This window comes from Mesorhizobium sp. B3-1-6, from assembly GCF_006439555.1.
GTDB lineage: Bacteria > Pseudomonadota > Alphaproteobacteria > Rhizobiales > Rhizobiaceae > Mesorhizobium.
The window spans coordinates 41,779-58,324 of the sequence record NZ_VFTM01000011.1; the positions used below are offsets into that span (position 1 = coordinate 41,779).

Here is a 16,546-nt window from a genome sequence, read left to right on the forward strand (position 1 = left end):
TAAAGGCGGGTTAAAGCAGGGTTTATGCAGCCTTTTGAAAACCCTTGCGATTTTCTGAATCCGGCTGTCTCGCGCTATCTTTTGCAGTCGGGTCCATTGCGGGGCGCCGCATGATTACGAGTGGATGGTTGCTCAAAGTCCCGCTGCCTTGGCCAGATAGGGCGCCAGCGCCAACGCGTAGGTTGCCGTCAGATGATGGTTGTCGCGCAGCACGACAATGTTGCCGACCACCGCCGGGCAGCTCTCCTTGCCGCATAGTGCATCGTTCATGTCGACCACGCTCACCCCCGCCACGGACCGGGCGGCGAGCGCGTAGATGTCTTCCCGTTCGACCTCGCTGCGCGGATTGACGCATTTGCCGGGATCGGTCCCCAGGCAATTGCGCGGATCGAACAGGCTGAAAGGTGTGTTGCGGATCGCGACGACGCGCACGCCCTCACTTTTGAGCTCGCTCCAGACGCTGCGCAATCCCTCGATCATCGCGTCCCGCGCGACGCCGGTGTAGTTGCTCTGGCTGGTGATCACGAGATCGGGCTTCAGCTTCGCGATTTCGGCGAGAACTTTCTCCCGCCACAGCGCGCATTGCTCATACGGCTTGCCGTCGTCAAGGATGGTGACCCGGGTTACCGGGCAGGCCGCCTTGGTGAAGCTGACGAGCTTCCATTTTCTGTCTTTGGCGATTTTGTCGATTGCCGGCACCCATTGCGCCGCGTGGGAATCGCCCATCACGACAATGTTCCTCGTCCCAGCCGGGTCGCCGAGCGGGCAACCGGTCGCATCGGTCCCCTTCTGCTCCTGATGACATTTCATCCCGTAGATGACGGGCACATCGCTGCCGATCTTGCTCAAGGGTGGCAGCGGCTTGATGCCCTCGGGAACGACAGCGTTCGCCAGCAAGGCCGCAGGTCCCGGATAATTCGGCGTTCCGATCAGGCTGGTATCGATGGGCTGCCGGTCGATCGCATGGACGAGTCCGCCGGCCACCGCCACGCACAACCCCACCGCCACCGTGCCGTCGATCAGCGGCCGCCATGCCAGGGACGAGCGCGAATGGCGATAGGGCTGTTCGATGAAGCGGTAGGAGAGACCGGAAACGACCAAGGTGGCGATGATCAGCCCAACGCCATCGAGAAGGTCGATCGCGCCGCACTGCTCCGTATAGAAAATGATCAGCGGCCAATGCCACAGATAGATCGAATAGGAGCGATCGCCGATATAGCGCAGCGCCGCGATGTCCAGGCCGCGGAAGCGGCCCATGCGTACGCTGCCGGCCGCGACGATCAGAGCCGCGCCGAGCGTCGGCAGCAGCGCCTTGAAGCCCGGAAAATCGGTCGCCCTTGTAAACAGCATCGCCGACGCAAGCATCGCCAGCATGCCGGCGACAGCCATCCCCGCCCGGGCACGCGCTTTCGGCTGGAACCGGTCCAGGGTCAGCGCCAGCAGCCCGCCAAGCGCCAGTTCCCAGACCCGGGTATGGGTAACGAAATAGGCCCATGCCGGATCGGATCGGGTGAGAGCGACGGAAGCCGCGAGCGACCCCGCCAGGACCACGCCGAGCACGAACGTAAGTGTTTGCACGGGCGAGTGCCCGCGACGCCTGGCCCACCACAGCGCAGCGATCATCAGCACAGGCCAGACGATGTAGAACTGCTCCTCGATCGACAGCGACCAGAAATGCTGCACCGGGCTCGGGGCGTCCTCGGCGCCGAGATAGTCCACGGCCTGCTCGGCAAGCCGCCAGTTCTGCACGTAGAGCGCGCTTGCAATAACCTGCCTGGCGGTTTCTTCCCACCAGGCGTCCGACACGAACAGCAGCGTTCCCGCGAGCGTGACGAAGAGCGCGACGATCGCCGCCGGCAGCAATCGCCTGACCCGGCGCGTGTAGAAGCCGACAAGCGAGATGCCGCTATCGCTCAGAGCCATGCGCGTAAGCAGGCCGGTGATCAGGAAGCCGGAGATGACGAAGAAGATGTCGACCCCGACATAGCCGCCGGGAAGCGCTGCCGGCCAGATGTGGAAAATCACCACAAAGGCTACGGCAAGCCCGCGCAGCCCCTGTATCTCCGGCCGAAATCCCCCCGGCGCAATGTCGTCTCGCAAAGCCAGTCTAGCCCCTCACGGCGCCAGCCATTTCCGGCTGGCCACCGTGGTCAATTCTGCTGGATCGAAATGCCCTTGTCGTCGATCTTGAGCTCGACGCCTTTCGGCCTGGTCTGCTCGCGATAGACATAGATGCCGAGCGCGATGACCACCGCGACCAGCGCCCCGATGATGAGATAGAGCGTGTTCTGCCTCATTGCGCCCCCTTGTTTCGGTCGAGACCCGCCTTGAAGCTCGCAGGCGGCGGTCGCCTACTGGTCGTCGTCCTCGGATGCCGGACGCCAGCTCGTCGGATCGACCTTCTTTTGCGTGTCGCTGTCGGTGTAGACCCACCAGCCGCCGTCGCGATACTGGCCGATGGATTCATTGACGACGCCGTCGCCGTCCTTCCACAGGATGGTGACTTTCGACCCGTCCTTCGGCGCGCTTTCTATCGATTTGCGCTCTGCCATGTCACTCCCTCCATGAACCGGCCCCGCCGCGAACCGGCCCTGCATAGACCGGCATGAACGTCCCTGGACGCGCCGGGTTCCGTCAGCTGTGCGCGAAGATGTCTTCCTCGGCCCAGCCCATAAGGTCGAGCTTGGCGCGGGTCGGCAGGAAACGGAAGCAGGCGTCCGCCTCCTTGGTGCGGTTTTCGCGTGCCAGGCGCGCGCCCAGCACCTCATGCAGCCTGTGCAGGTAGAGCACGTCCGAGGCGGCATACTCGAGCTGTTCGGGCGAGAGCGTTTCGGCCGCCCAGTCGGAGGATTGCTGCGCCTTGGAAAGGCCGATGCCGAGCAGTTCGTTGCAGAGATCCTTCAGCCCGTGACGATCGGTATAGGTGCGGGTGAGCCGCGAGGCGATCTTGGTGCAGAACACCGGCTCGGCCATCACACCGAAGGTGTGGTAGAGCACGGCGATGTCGAACCGGCCGTAGTGAAACAGCTTGGTGATTGTGTTGTTTCTCAACAGGCTGGCGAGGTTTGGCGCCTCTTTCTGGCCCGGAGCGATCTGGATGACGTCAGCGCTGCCGTCGCCGGGCGAAATCTGCACCACGCAGAGCCGGTCGCGATGCGGGTTGAGCCCCAGCGTTTCCGTGTCGATGGCCACCGCCCCGACATTGTAGCGCGACAGGTCAGGCAGATCGTTTTTGTGGAAACGGATATCAGTCATTCTCTTCTCCGGATCGCGGCCGCAATACCGCGCATCGCCTGGGATGCGCCAGCAGGCGGCGCGTTGCGCTGGTCATTCGTCCTCGCCGCGATCCGGAGAAAAATCAACAGAAAGTTGAATTTCAACGCGTCAGCGCATCAAGGATTCGCGCCCAGGACCGCTGCCCCTTGTGGAAGGAGGTCAGCTCGTATTTCTCGTTCGGCGAGTGGATGCGGTCGTCGTCGAGGCCGAAGCCGACCAGCAGCGATTCCATGCCGAGATAGGTCTGGAAATCGCCCACCACCGGGATCGAGCCGCCGCCGCCGGTGGTCACGGCCTGCCTCTCCCACTCGTCCGACAGCGCGTCCTTGGCTTTGGTCAGGAACGGCGAGTCATAGGAAAGCTGGATCGCCGGCGAGCCGCCATGCGGGTGGAATTCTACCGAGCAGTCGCCGGGGATGCGCTCGCGCACAAAGGCCTGGAAGGCGGCGCGGATCTTCTTCGGATCCTGCCTGTGAACGAGCCGGAACGACACTTTCGCCGACGCTTCCGCCGCGATCACCGTCTTGAAGCCCCTGCCGGTATAGCCGCCGATGATGCCGTTGAATTCCGCGGTCGGCCGCGCCCAGGTGAGCTCGAGCACCGAGCGCCCTTTTTCGCCGGCCGGAATGGAAAGTCCGACCGGTCCAAGGAAGGTCTCGGCCGTTTCGCCGAGCCCTTCCCAGGATTTCAGCACCTGCGAGGGCGTCTCCTCGACGCCGTCATAGAAGCCCGGAATGGTGACATGGCCGTCCTTGTCGTGGACGTCGGCCAGCACCTTGGCCAGGATGCGGATCGGATTGGCGGCCGGCCCGCCATAGAGGCCTGAATGCAGGTCGCGGTTGGCCGCCTTGACGGTGATCTCCTCGCCGACCATGCCGCGCAGTGACACGCAGATCGACGGCGTCTCGCGATTCCACATGCTGGTGTCGCAGACCAGCGCGAAATCCGCCTTCAGCTCGGCGGCGTTGGCTTCCAGGAACGGCTTCAGCGACGGCGAGCCGGATTCTTCCTCGCCCTCGAACAGGATGGTAACGCGGCAAGGCAGATTGCCGTGCACCTGCTTCCAGGCGCGGCAGGCCTCGACGAAGGTCATCAGTTGCCCCTTGTCGTCGGCCGAGCCGCGTCCGGTGATAACTTTGCGTCCAGGCTCGATCTCCTTGATCGACGGCGCGAACGGATCGGTTTCCCACAATTCGATCGGATCGACCGGCTGGACGTCGTAGTGGCCGTAGAACAGCACATGCGGCGCGCCTGCCGGCCCCTCGTGATGCGCCACCACCATCGGATGTCCGGGCGTGTCGCGCACGCTTGCGTCGAAGCCGATCAGCTTGAGTTCGGCCACCAGCCATTCGGCCCCCTTGCGGCAGTCGGCGGCAAAGGCGGGATCGGTGGAGATCGACTTGATGCCGAGCAGGCCGAACAGCCGCTCCAGGCTCTGGTCGAGGTTCTGGTCGAGACGGTCGAGGACGGGGGAGAGTTTGGACATTTTGGGGGCCTTTCGATTTTTGCGGCAGACCCTAAAGGGCGATGCGGAAAACGAAAAGCCGCGATCGTTGGACCAAGCGGGAAAGGCTTGCCTGGAGGCAAAAAAGAACCGCCGTGGTGGAGGGGGAACCACGGCGGTCTTTACTCGAAACGATGCGGCAGCCCGGAGAGGGGGGATAGGCTGCCGCAAGTTGCCCGGGATAGGCGGGGGACGGGCCTTACTCCGGACTTCGGCGAAAACTGCCGATGAGATGTATTTGGGTCTGTGAACGTGGCGATTCAAGGGCACGAAAATTACACTTTTGTAACATGCCCGTGAGCAGTGGATTCCCGCCAGGACAGTATCTGTCAGGGGTGTTGCCCGAACTGGCAGGTTGCACAGCCTTTGGCATGGACCGCGAAGGCTGGCCGCGCTATCCCTGCCGGCATGAAAAAAGGCGATCACCTCTTCCTCGTCGACGGCTCCGGCTACATTTTCCGCGCCTATCACGCGCTGCCGCCGCTGAACCGCAAATCCGACGGCCTGCCGACCAGCGCCGTGCTCGGCTTCTGCAACATGGTGTGGAAGCTGATGCAGGACGCCCGCAATACCAGTGTAGGCATCGTGCCGACGCATTTCGCCGTCATCTTCGACTATTCCTCGAAAACCTTCCGCAGCGATCTCTATCCCGAATACAAGGCGAACCGCTCGGCGCCGCCGGAGGACCTGATCCCACAATTCGGGCTGATCCGCCAGGCGACCGTGGCCTTCAACCTGCCCTGCATCGAGATGGAGGGGTTCGAGGCCGACGACATCATCGCGACCTATTGCCGGTTGGCCTGCGAGGTCGGCGCCGACACCACCATCATCTCCTCCGACAAGGACCTGATGCAACTGGTCGGTCCGACGGTCGGCATGTACGACCCGATGAAAGACCGCCAGATCGGCATTCCCGAGGTGATCGAGAAATGGGGCGTGCCGCCGGAGAAGATGATCGACCTGCAGGCGCTGACCGGCGATTCGGTCGACAACGTGCCGGGCGTGCCCGGCATCGGCCCGAAGACCGCGGCGCAGCTGCTGGAACAGTTCGGCGACCTCGACGGGCTGCTGGCGCGCGCTTCCGAGATCAAGCAGGACAAGCGCCGCGAAACCATCATCGCCAATACCGACAAGGCGCGCATCTCGCGCGAGCTGGTGACACTGAGGAACGACGTGCCCCTGAAGGAGGGACTGGACGATTTGGTCCTGCATGAGCCGGACGGGCCGAAGCTGATCGGCTTCCTGAAGACGATGGAATTCACCACGCTGACGCGGCGCGTCGCCGAGGCGACCGCCACCGAGATCGGCGATGTCCAGGCTTCCGCCGTCACCGTCGAGCGCGCCGATACCGCGCATGGCCCCGATGTCGGCGCCGGCGCGCCATCGAGACAGCCGGCACCTGAATCGAAGGGTACCGCGAAACCTGCCACAAGGGGCGAGGACGCGCCGCCGCAGGGCGACACCCCTTCGCTGCTCTCGGCGCTGCGGCTCGAACAGGCGGCGGCCCGCAAGATCGACCCCTCGGCCTATACCGCCATCCGCGATGCGGCGGCGCTCAAGGCCTGGATAGCCGAAGCCCGCGACGCCGGCGTCCTTGCGCTCGACGCCGAGACCAACTCGTCCGATCCGATGCAGGCCGACCTTATCGGCATTTCCATGGCGATCGCGCCGGGCCGGGCTGTCTATGTGCCGCTCGCCCACAAGAGCGGCAATGGCGACCTGCTCGGCGGCGGCATGCTGGAGAACCAGATTCCGGTCCGCGAGGCGCTGGCGCTGCTCAAGCCGTTGCTCGAGGACCGGTCGGTTCTCAAGATCGTCCAGGACACGAAATACGACATCGTCGTGATGGGCCGGCACGGCATCGAGGTCGGGCCGTTCGACGACACGATGTTGATCTCCTACGTGCTTGACGCAGGCACCTCCGGCGGCCACGACCTCGTCTCGCTGTCGGAGAAGTGGCTCGGTCACGCGCCGGCCTCGAAGAAGGAACTCGCCGGCTCGGGCAAGAGCGCCATCGGCTTCGACCAGGTCGATATCGAGCGCGCGACGAGATACGCCGCCGAGCAGGCCGACATTGCGTTGCAGCTCTGGCTGGTGCTGAAGCCAAGGTTGGCCGCCAAGGGCCTCGTTTCCGTCTACGAGCGACTGGAGCGGCCGCTGGTGCCGGTGCTTGCCCGGATGGAACAGCGCGGCATCTCGGTCGACCGCCAAATCCTGTCGCGACTGTCGGGCGAATTGGCGCAGGGCGCCGCCCGCGTCGAGGAGGAAATCTACGGAATCGTCGGCGAACGCATCAACATCGGCTCGCCCAAGCAGCTCGGCGATATCCTGTTCGGCAAGATGGGCCTGCCGGGCGGTTCCAAGACCAAGACCGGCCAATGGTCGACCTCGGCGCAGCTTCTGGAAGATCTTGCCACCGAAGGCCACGAGCTGCCGCGCAAGATCGTCGACTGGCGCCAGCTCACGAAGCTGAAATCGACCTATACCGACGCGCTGCCGGGCTTCATCAACCCCGGCACCAACCGCGTCCATACCTCCTATGCGCTCGCCGCGACGACGACGGGGCGTCTGTCGTCCTCCGATCCCAATCTGCAGAACATCCCGGTGCGCACCGCCGAGGGCCGCAAGATCAGGACCGCCTTCATTGCGGAGAAAGGCCACAAGCTGGTCTCGGCCGACTACAGCCAGATCGAGCTGCGCGTGCTTGCCCATGTCGCGGAGATCCCGCAGCTCAAGCAGGCCTTTGCCGACGGCGCCGACATCCATGCCATCACCGCATCGGAAATGTTCAACGTGCCGGTCGAAGGCATGCCTTCGGAGGTACGTCGGCGCGCCAAGGCGATCAATTTCGGCATCATCTACGGCATCTCGGCCTTCGGCCTCGCCAACCAGCTCTCGATCCCGCGCGACGAGGCGAGCGCCTATATCAAGCGCTATTTCGAGCGTTTCCCAGGCATCCGCGACTATATCGAGGAAACCAAGGCCTATGCGCGGGAGAACGGTTTCGTCGAGACCATCTTCGGCCGCCGCATCCACTATCCGGAGATAAGGTCGTCCAACCCGTCGGTGCGCGCCTTCAACGAGCGCGCCTCGATCAACGCCAGGCTCCAGGGCACCGCCGCCGACATCATCCGCCGTGCCATGGTGCATATGGAAGAGGCGCTGGACAAGGCGAAACTCTCCGCCCGCATGCTGTTGCAGGTGCATGACGAACTGATCTTCGAAACGGTGGACTCGGAGGTCGAGGCGACCATCCCCGTGGTGCGCCGCGTGATGGAGAACGCGCCGATGCCGGCGGTCTCGATGTCGGTGCCGCTGCACGTCGACGCACGAGCGGCGAACAACTGGGACGAGGCGCATTAGGCGCTACCCCACGCTGTAAGAGCGTCGAGATTCAGGTCAGGTCGAGTCGAAAATGGTGGGTCCCGAGAACCGGAACGGAGCGTACTTAAAGTACGTGAGCACCGGAAGCGCAGGGAGCCGCCATTTGCAGGCCGACCTCACCTGAATATCGGCGTTCTTACGCCGCTTCAGCCCTGCATTTGGCACACACCCCGCGAAACTCGATCACTGCTTTTTTCGCCGCAAATCCGGTCGAGCGCACCCATTCGTCAAGCCGGTGATCGACATCGTGGTCGGACATTTCGGTCACCTGGCCGCAATTGTCGCAAATGGCGAAGGCCGTCATCGAATGGCTGTGGTCGTGCGGCTCGGCGCAGGCGACGAAGGAGTTGAGGCTTTCGAGCCGATGCACGAAGCCGGACTTCACCAGCGTGTCGAGCGCCCGATAGACCTGCAGCGGCGCCCGGAAACCGCGCTCGCGCAGCTGGTCGAGCAGCGTATAGGCGCTGAGCGGCCCGCTGGACGCCTCGAGCTTCTCGAGCACGCAGAGCTGGTTCTTGGTTAGCGCATCTCTTGCCGTCATCTTGTTCGCCCAATCGACGCTCGCAGCAGATCTCGCATGCGAACGACTTCAATTTCCTCTGAGATAGCGACGAACGAGTGATTTTGCCACTGTTTCCGAAGCGCGCCCCCTCCGACACGACGCGATGGCGATGGTTCGCCGGCTAACCGCTACTTGCGCGGCGGTCCCTTGCGTTCGGCGGAAGCCGCCCAAAGGTTGATGTCGGACTCGCGCGCGTAAGTGTCGATCTCGGCCAACTCGGCATCGGAGAACTCGAGCGCCTTGAGCGCGCCGACGCAATCCTCGACCTGTTCCGGCCGGCTGGCGCCGATCAGCGCCGTGGTCACGCGGCCTTTGCGCAGCACCCAGGCCAGCGCCATCTGCGCCAGCGTCTGGCCGCGGCGGCCGGCAATGGCGTTGAGCGCCTGGATGTTGGCGATCGACTGGTCGTTGATGAAGGCGGGCTTGAGCGATTTGCCTTGGGATGCGCGGCTGCCGTCGGGAATGCCGCCGAGATATTTGTCGGTCAGCATGCCCTGCGCCAGCGGCGAGAAGACGATCGAGCCGATGCCGAGCCCCTCCAGCGTGTCGAGCAGCCCGTCCTCCTCGACCCAGCGGTTGAGCATCGAATAGCTCGGCTGGTGGATCAGGCACGGCGTGCCGAGCCGCCGCAATATGTCGGCCGCCTCGCGCGTGCGCTGCGAATTGTAGGAAGAGATGCCGGCATAGAGCGCCTTGCCCGAGCGCACCGCGTGGTCGAGCGCGCCCATCGTTTCCTCGAGCGGCGTCTCGGGATCGAAACGGTGCGAATAGAAGATGTCGACATAGTCGAGCCCCATGCGCTTGAGGCTCTGGTCGAGGCTGGCCAGTACATATTTGCGGCTGCCCCATTCGCCGTAGGGACCGGCCCACATCTCGTAGCCGGCTTTGGTCGAGATGATGATCTCGTCGCGATAGGCGGCGAAATCGGTGCGCAGGATCTCGCCGAACGCGGTTTCCGCCGAGCCGGGAGGCGGACCGTAATTGTTCGCGAGGTCGAAATGCGTGATACCGAGGTCGAAGGCCTTGCGCACGAGCGCCTGCTTGGTCTTGTGCGGCGTGTCGTTGCCGAAATTGTGCCACAGCCCGAGCGAGATCGCCGGCAGCTTCAGGCCGGACCGCCCGCAGCGGTTATAGATCATCTTCTCGTAGCGGTTCTCGGCGGCGACATAGGGCATGGGAAATCCTCGGGGTCGAAGCGGCGCCGCGGGCGCCGTCATGGCGGATTGAATCGATGCTTGTCCCCCACCATTACCCTCTCCCCGCCGGGACGGGGAGAGGGTCGCCACCTACTTTTTCTTCGCCAGCAGCGCCTTGGCGTTCTTGACGCCGAGCGCGGCGGGCCGCTCGCAGGTCGTCTGCATGGCGACGTACTTGCCGCTTTCGCCGGAACGCAGGATGCCGGTCATGACATCGACCGCGTGCAGCGCCAGCTCCATCGAGCAGCGATGCGGCCGTCCCTCGGCAATCGCGACCGCCATGTCGGCCAGGCCGGCGGTGCGGTAGTTCGCCATCATGCCATGGCCATGCATCTCGTTCGGCACGCCGAACGGATGGTTCCATTTCGGCAGTTTCTTCACCGGCTTGGCCGAGTCGGTGAAGCGCACCTCGCCGCCGAAGAAATTCGGGTCCGGCACGAAAACGGTGCCCAATTCACCGTAGAGCTCCATCGGCGCGTGGCCATGGCTCCAGACGTCCCAGCTGGTGTTGAGCGTGATCACCGCGCCATTGGCGAATTCAAGCAGCGCATGGATGGTGGTCGGCGTGTTCACCGGGATCTTTTCGCCCGCACGCGGCTTCGACGAAATCGTACGCTCCTTGGCCGGCGTCGTCGCGAAGGCCGCCACCTGTTTCACCGGCCCGATCAGCTGGACCAGGTTGGTGACATAATACGGCCCGATATCCAGCACCGGACCGGCGCCCGGCTGGAAGAAGAAATCCGGGTTGGGGTGCCAGTGCTCCATGCCGTGGCCCATCACATGGCAGGTGCCGCTGGTGATTGCGCCGAGCTTGCCGCTGTCGATCAGATCGCGGACCAGTTGGTGCGCGCCGCCGAGGAACGTGTCTGGCGCCGAACCGATGCGCAGGCCCCTCTTCTCGGCCCGTTTCTTGAGATCGAGCCCTTCCCCGATCGACAGCACGAACGGCTTTTCCGAATAGACATGCTTGCCGGCGTCGAGCACCGCTTTGGAGACTTCGTAGTGTACCGCCGGAACCGTGAGGTTGACGATGATGTCGATCTCGTCGTCCTTGAGCAGGTCGTTGACCGTCTCGGCACGCAGCTTGAACTCCTTTGCCCGCGCTTTCGCCGCATCCATGTTGATATCCGCGCAGGCGCGCATCTTGATGCCGCGAAACAGCGGCGACAGCGAGAAATACGCCTTCGAGATGTTGCCGCAGCCGATGACGCCGACGCCAAGTTTCTCTGCCATTTCGATCACTCCTGCCAGCTCTTGGCTGCCGCGATGGAGCGGCGGGCATAGCGCTCGATGTCGTTGGGGTTGTCCTGCTCCATGATGAAATACTGCGCCGCGCTCTTGGCGCGCAATGTCTTGAACAGGCCCGCCCAGTCGATTGTGCCGTGGCCGACGTCGGACCAGCCGTCCTCGTCCAGCCCCTCGCCCGGCTTCGCCATGTCCTTGACGTGGACGGCGACAATGCGCTTGCCGTGCTTTTCGATCCAGGGCAGCGGATCGGCGCCGCCGCGGATCACCCAGGCGACGTCCATCTCCCAGCCGATGTCGGGCGCGGCGGACAGGATATGGTCCTGCGGCAGCGAGCCGTCGGCAAGCGGCTTGAACTCGAAATCATGGTTGTGCCAGGCAAAGCCGTAGCCGGCCTTCTTTGCCACCTCGCCGACCTTGGCGAGACGCTCGCCGAAGCCGCGCCAGCCGGCGGCATCGGACGGGCGCTGATCGGGCATCAGATAGGGGCAGATCAGGAGCGTGATGCCGAGCGCGTCGGCGGTTTTGCGCACGCCGTCGAAATCATTCTCCAGCGCGTCGATCGAGAAATGCCCGGTCGGCATCGCAAGCCCGTTCCTGTCGAGCTCGGCGCGGAACGCTTTCGGGTCGTCATAGACGCCGCCGAAGCCCTCGACTTGGCTGTAGCCGAGCTCGCCGAGCATTTTCACCACGCCGTTCCATGGCTGGAAATTACGGGCGCTGTAGAGTTGGAATGACCAGTTCATCTGTCCTGTCCGTTCTGTTGGTCCTGGGGAGTTAAATTCGGTTGCCGGTTTGAGCGTCGAAGAGCGAGGCGCGCAGCGGATCGAAGCCGATGCCGACCGCATCCCCGTTCTTCGGCGTGCGTTCGGAGGTGACGCGCACGGTGAAGTTCTGCCGGCCGAGCTTCAGCCACACCAGTGTGTCGGAGCCCATCGGCTCGACGACTTCGACATTGGCTGTCGCGGTGAAGGGCCACCCCGTGCCGCTGTTGAAGGCGACATGCTCTGGCCGGATGCCGAACACAGCAGGGCCGGGCGCCGGCTCCTTTTCGAAGGAATAGGTCGCAAGCGGGATGCGAACATCCTCGACGGCAAAGTGCCAGTCGCCGCCGTCCTTCTCCAGCCGGCCGTCGATGAAATTCATCGCCGGCGAGCCGAGGAAGCCGGCAACGAAGCGGTTGACGGGGCGGTTGTAGATCGTCTGCGGCGCGTCGAGCTGCTGGATCACGCCGCCCTTCATCACCGCGATCCGGTCGGCCAGCGTCATCGCCTCGATCTGGTCGTGGGTGACGTAGATCATCGTGTTCTGCAAGCGGCGGTGCAAAAGCTTGATCTCGACGCGCAACTCCGAACGCAGCTTGGCATCGAGATTGGAGAGCGGCTCGTCGAACAGAAAGACGTCGACGTCGCGCACCAGCGCGCGCCCTATCGCCACGCGCTGGCGCTGGCCGCCGGACAGTGCCGAAGGCTTGCGCTGCAGCAGCGGCTCGATCTGCAGGATCTCGGCGGCGCGCGCGATGCGCTTGGCGATCTCGTCCTTCGCCACGCCGGCGACGCGCAGGCCGAAGGAAAGGTTCCTCTCCACCGTCATCTGCGGGTAGAGCGCATAGGACTGGAACACCATGCCGATGCCGCGGTCCTTCGGCTCCTCCCAGGTGACGTTCTTGCCCTTGATGAAGATGCGCCCGTCGGAAATGTCGAGCAGCCCGGCGATGCAGTTGAGCAAGGTCGACTTGCCGCAGCCGGACGGCCCGAGCAGCACGATGAATTCGCCGTCGGCGACATCCAGGTTGAGCGTCTGCAGCACCGAGACGGCACCGAAATTGAGCGAAAGGTCCTGGATCGAAACGCTGGGATTGGCGATTTCAGCGGCCATCATCATCCTTTCACCGCGCCGGCGGCGATGCCGCGCACGAAGAGCTTGCCGGAAATGAAGTAGACGACGAGCGGAACGAGGCCGGTCAGGATGGTCGCGGCCATGTTGACGTTGTATTCTTTCACGCCCTGCACCGAGTTGACGATGTTGTTGAGCTGCACCGTCATCGGATAGGTGTCGGGGCGCGTGTAGACGACGCCGAACAGGAAGTCGTTCCAGATGCCGGTCACCTGCAGGATGATGGCGACCACGAAGATCGGCAGCGACATCGGCAGCATGATGCGCAGATAGATACCCCAGAAACCGGCGCCGTCGACGCGCGCGGCGCGGAACAGCTCCTCCGGCATCGAAGTGAAATAGTTGCGGAAAAGCAGCGTCAGGATCGGCATGCCGAAGATCGAATGCACGATCACCAGGCCGGTCAGCGTGCCGTAGATGCCGATCTCGCGCAGGATGATGACGATCGGATAGATCATCACCTGGTAGGGGATGAAGGCGCCGACGATCAGGATGATGAAGAAGGTGTCGGCGCCCTTGAAGCGCCAGTTGGCCAAGGCATAGCCGTTCACCGAGGCAATCGCGATCGACAGGATCACCGACGGCACGGTGATGCGCACCGAATTCCAGAAACCGCGCGAAAGCCCGTCGCAGTTGAGCCCGGTGCACGCTGTCGCCCAGGCTTTCACCCAGGGTTCGAAGGTGATCTCCACCGGCGGCGAGAAGATGTTGCCGAGGCGGATTTCCGGCATGCCCTTCAGTGACGTGACGATCATCACGTAGAGCGGCAAAAGGTAATAGAGCGCCACGACGATCAGCGTGCCGTAGAGGAAGATATTGCGGCGCGACAGCACGTGCCGCGGCTTGGGCCCGCTCGGGCCGGTGGCATCGCGCCTGAGCGCTTCGGCACCGGTGGACAGGGAGGCGACGTCAGCCACGCTTCTTGCCTCCGAATTCGAGATAGGCCCATGGCACGATGACGATCACCACCGACAACAGCATCATGGTCGAAGCGGCGAAACCCTGGCCGAGATTCTGGGCGAAGAACATGTAGTCGTAGACATATTTCGCCGGCACTTCGGAGGCGATGCCGGGGCCGCCGCTGGTCTGCGCCACGACCAGGTCATAGACCTTGACGATGCCGGCGGCGATGATCACCAGCGTGGTGATGAAGACCGGCCGCATCATCGGGATGACGATGAAGAGATAGGTCTTCCAGGCCGGAATGCCGTCCACCCTCGCCGCCTTCCAGATGTCCTCGTCGATGCCGCGCAGTCCGGCGAGCATCAGGCACATGATCAAGCCCGTGCCTTGCCAGAGCGCCGCGATCGAAATGCCGTAGATGACGATGCTGGAATTGTAGAGCGGATCGAAGCTGAAGCTCGTCCAGCCGAGGTCGCGCACGACGCGCTGGACGCCGAAGTCCGGATTGAGCAGCCACTGCCAGACCAGCCCGGTGACGATGAAGGACAGCGCGAAGGGATAGAGGAAGATGGTGCGGAATGTGTCCTCGAAACGGATCTTCTGGTCGAGAAGGGCGGCAAGCAGGAAGCCGATGACCAGCGAGAACACCAGCGAGATCACGCCGTAGATCAAAAGGTTCTCGATCGACACCAGCCAACGCGATGTCGACCACAGCCGGTGATACTGGTCGAGCCCGACGAAATTGAGCCGCGGCAACAGCTTCGAATTGGTGAAAGAGTAGAGCACCGTCCACGCCGTGCCGCCGACGAACACCACCAGCGCGGTGAGCACCATCGGGATCGATGCGACCTTGGCGTTCAGGTTGCGGAAAAGCTTACTCGGGCGTTCGCTGCTGCTCATCTCGGCCGGCCGGGCAATGAGGACATCGAGCTCCCGACCCCGATAGGCTGGGGTCGGAAGCCGGCGGGGGCGCCGGTCGTCAGTCCGCCGAACCGATGATCTCGGCGAAGCGCTTCTGTGCCTCTTCGATTGTCATGTCGGGCTTGGCGAAGAATTCGGAGAACAGGTCTTCCTTCTGCTTCTGGGTGTCCTGCGAAAGCAGCTGGTCCGTCCAGGGCATGACGGCGCCCTTGGCGAGAATGGCGAGGCCCTTCTTCATGCAGTCGTTCGCCGTATTGAGGTCGACGTCGCCGCGCACCGGCAGCGAACCCTTCTTGAGGTTGAAGGCGACCTGGGTTTTCGGATCGAGCAAGGTCTCGGCAAGCACCACCTGCGCCTTCGCCTTCGCCTCGTCCTTGAGCAGCGGGAAGTAGAAGGCGTCGCCGCCGGTGGCGATGACTTCGTTCAGGCCGAGGCCAGGCAGGCAGGTATAGTCCTTGCCGGCGGTCTTGCCGGCGACCTGGAACTCGCCCTGCGCCCAGTCGCCCATGATCTGGCCGCCGGCCTTGCCGGTGATGACCAGATTGGTCGCCTGGTTCCAATCCTGCACATTGGTGTTCTTGGCCATCTTGCGGGCGTCGTCCGCCGCCTTGAACACCTTGGCGATCTCCGGGCCGGCCGCGAAGCTGGCGTCCTTGTCCTTGTAGACCTTGAGGAACGTATCGGTGCCGCCGACCGCGGCCATCAGCACGTCGAAGGCGCCGGAGGCCTGCCAGGCCTGTCCGCCGACCGCGAGCGGAATGATGCCGGCCTTTTCCAGCGCCGGCGCATCCGCCACGAATTCATTCCAGTCCTTCGGCAGCGGCAGGCCGGCCTTCTGGAAGGCCTCGTTGGACAGCCACAGCCACTGCCAGGAATGGATGTTGACCGGCACGCAATAGATCTTGCCGTCGATGGTGCAGCTATCGAGCAGGCTCTTCGGCCGCACGATTTCCGTCCACTTGTCCTTGGTGGCGATATCGGTGAGGTCGCGCATCAGCCCGGCCTGCACCAGCTCTTCCGCCTGCCGGCCGTGGTTGAACTGGGTGGCGCCCATCGGGTCGCCGCCGGTGATACGGCTGATCATGATCGGCCGGGCCGTGCCGCCGGAGCCTGCAATGGCGCCATCGACCCAGTGATTGCCTGTCGCGTCGAATGCCTTGGCAAGCTCGGCCACCGCCGCCGCCTCGCCGCCGGAAGTCCACCAATGGGTGACTTCCAGGTCGGTCGCGGCCGCCGGACCGGCAAAGTTGAGCGCAACCGTCGCGGCAAAGGCGGCAGTCAGGAATTTGTATCGCATTTCGGCTTCCTCCCAGAATCTGAAACGTTACAGATTTTCGATACGGCAAATGGTCCGCATAGGCAACCCCTCGCCTTGAAGCCAATCAGGATTTTTTCGAGGCACGAACAAAATCTTTCTTCCGAAGCGGCAATGCCGCCGCCGGAACAGTCGATTGGTGCCAAAAGTAGGCCTGGATCGATATCTCTTTGTGATTCCAGCGACTTCCGGTTCATCGCCGCACCCGCGACGCAAAGGGGCACGACCTTGCCGGTCGATCACGAAGATTGGCAATCTGTAACGTTTCAGTATATTGAACCGAGCCACAAGCTGAAGGTCGCGCAAATGTCACCGCCGCACGATTGCCGGTCGGCCCTGCGGCT

14 protein-coding genes are annotated in these 16,546 nt (G+C 63.5%); 1 reads left to right on the top strand and 13 read right to left on the bottom strand.

The window, feature by feature from the left end:
• Nucleotides 1-132: 132 nt before the first annotated feature.
• From FJ414_RS11970 to FJ414_RS11990, 5 genes are all read right to left on the bottom strand, one after another.
• A complete protein-coding gene (locus FJ414_RS11970) occupies nucleotides 133-2,100 on the bottom strand; it encodes an acyltransferase family protein (RefSeq protein WP_181181596.1) in 1,968 nt (655 codons plus the stop codon).
• Between the two features lie 50 nt (nucleotides 2,101-2,150).
• On the bottom strand, nucleotides 2,151-2,297 hold the full coding sequence (locus tag FJ414_RS11975; protein WP_140644594.1) for a hypothetical protein: 147 nt from the start codon (nucleotides 2,295-2,297) through the stop codon (nucleotides 2,151-2,153).
• 54 nt (nucleotides 2,298-2,351) lie between these two features.
• Entirely contained in the window at nucleotides 2,352-2,552 is a 201-nt protein-coding gene (locus FJ414_RS11980; protein WP_140644595.1) for a hypothetical protein, read from the bottom strand.
• Between the two features lie 82 nt (nucleotides 2,553-2,634).
• A complete protein-coding gene (locus tag FJ414_RS11985; RefSeq protein WP_140644596.1) occupies nucleotides 2,635-3,255 on the bottom strand; it encodes a ribonuclease D in 621 nt (206 codons plus the stop codon).
• A 121-nt stretch (nucleotides 3,256-3,376) separates the two neighbouring features.
• Nucleotides 3,377-4,762, bottom strand: coding sequence for a M20/M25/M40 family metallo-hydrolase (locus FJ414_RS11990; protein ID WP_140644597.1), 1,386 nt, complete (start codon nucleotides 4,760-4,762; stop codon nucleotides 3,377-3,379).
• A gap of 426 nt (nucleotides 4,763-5,188) precedes the next feature.
• Between FJ414_RS11990 and polA the strand changes: the two genes are divergently transcribed.
• Complete coding sequence (gene polA / locus FJ414_RS11995; RefSeq protein WP_181181597.1) at nucleotides 5,189-8,143, top strand: DNA polymerase I; 2,955 nt, start codon at nucleotides 5,189-5,191, stop codon at nucleotides 8,141-8,143.
• Nucleotides 8,144-8,300: 157 nt separating this feature from the next.
• On the opposite strand, the gene FJ414_RS12000 is transcribed toward polA, so the two are convergent.
• The 8 genes from FJ414_RS12000 to FJ414_RS12035 form a co-directional block, all read right to left on the bottom strand.
• On the bottom strand, nucleotides 8,301-8,705 hold the full coding sequence (locus FJ414_RS12000) for a Fur family transcriptional regulator (RefSeq protein WP_041003614.1): 405 nt from the start codon (nucleotides 8,703-8,705) through the stop codon (nucleotides 8,301-8,303).
• A 149-nt stretch (nucleotides 8,706-8,854) separates the two neighbouring features.
• Complete coding sequence (gene mgrA, locus FJ414_RS12005) at nucleotides 8,855-9,901, bottom strand: L-glyceraldehyde 3-phosphate reductase (RefSeq protein ID WP_140644599.1); 1,047 nt, start codon at nucleotides 9,899-9,901, stop codon at nucleotides 8,855-8,857.
• Between the two features lie 111 nt (nucleotides 9,902-10,012).
• Nucleotides 10,013-11,155, bottom strand: a complete 1,143-nt coding sequence (locus FJ414_RS12010) for a Gfo/Idh/MocA family oxidoreductase (RefSeq protein ID WP_140644600.1) — start codon at nucleotides 11,153-11,155, stop codon at nucleotides 10,013-10,015.
• 5 nt (nucleotides 11,156-11,160) lie between these two features.
• On the bottom strand, nucleotides 11,161-11,913 hold the full coding sequence (locus FJ414_RS12015) for a sugar phosphate isomerase/epimerase (protein ID WP_140644601.1): 753 nt from the start codon (nucleotides 11,911-11,913) through the stop codon (nucleotides 11,161-11,163).
• 31 nt (nucleotides 11,914-11,944) lie between these two features.
• Nucleotides 11,945-13,045 (bottom strand): sn-glycerol-3-phosphate ABC transporter ATP-binding protein UgpC, encoded by a 1,101-nt coding sequence (gene ugpC, locus FJ414_RS12020; RefSeq protein WP_140644695.1) that lies wholly within the window; start codon nucleotides 13,043-13,045, stop codon nucleotides 11,945-11,947.
• Between the two features lie 2 nt (nucleotides 13,046-13,047).
• Nucleotides 13,048-13,980, bottom strand: a complete 933-nt coding sequence (locus tag FJ414_RS12025) for a carbohydrate ABC transporter permease (protein ID WP_140644602.1) — start codon at nucleotides 13,978-13,980, stop codon at nucleotides 13,048-13,050.
• Nucleotides 13,973-14,866, bottom strand: coding sequence for a sugar ABC transporter permease (locus tag FJ414_RS12030; RefSeq protein ID WP_140644603.1), 894 nt, complete (start codon nucleotides 14,864-14,866; stop codon nucleotides 13,973-13,975). The genes FJ414_RS12025 and FJ414_RS12030 overlap by 8 nt, the downstream gene beginning before the upstream one ends.
• A gap of 79 nt (nucleotides 14,867-14,945) precedes the next feature.
• Nucleotides 14,946-16,184 (bottom strand): ABC transporter substrate-binding protein, encoded by a 1,239-nt coding sequence (locus tag FJ414_RS12035; protein ID WP_140644604.1) that lies wholly within the window; start codon nucleotides 16,182-16,184, stop codon nucleotides 14,946-14,948.
• Between the last annotated feature and the right edge of the window lie 362 nt (nucleotides 16,185-16,546).